The following is a 215-nucleotide window of genomic DNA, read 5'->3' as shown; positions in this document are numbered from 1 at the left end:
GAAAAATGCAGCGATTATGCGGTCAATCATAAAAGAGATCAAACGCGTAAACTGTGAAGGAATTTTGCTCATCGTGTCGAATCCGGTAGATATCTTAACGGAAGTAGCGCTTAGAGAATCCGGTTTTCCAAAGGAAAGAGTGATCGGTTCCGGTACAGTGCTTGATACGGCAAGATTGAAATATATAATCAGTGAAAAGTTGGATGTAGATAGCA

1 protein-coding gene is annotated in these 215 nt (G+C 40.5%); it reads left to right on the top strand.

All coding sequences use genetic code 11. The features are described 5' to 3' along the window. Positions 1-16 precede the first annotated feature (16 nt). Positions 17-215 (top strand): lactate/malate family dehydrogenase (locus NE668_RS10190; protein WP_442806941.1); only part of this gene is annotated, 199 nt, incomplete at its 3' end.

This window comes from Veillonella parvula (assembly GCF_024461875.1).
Classification (GTDB): Bacteria; Bacillota; Negativicutes; order Veillonellales; family Veillonellaceae; genus Veillonella; species Veillonella parvula_I.
This window is presented reverse-complemented; position numbering and strand designations above follow the sequence as displayed.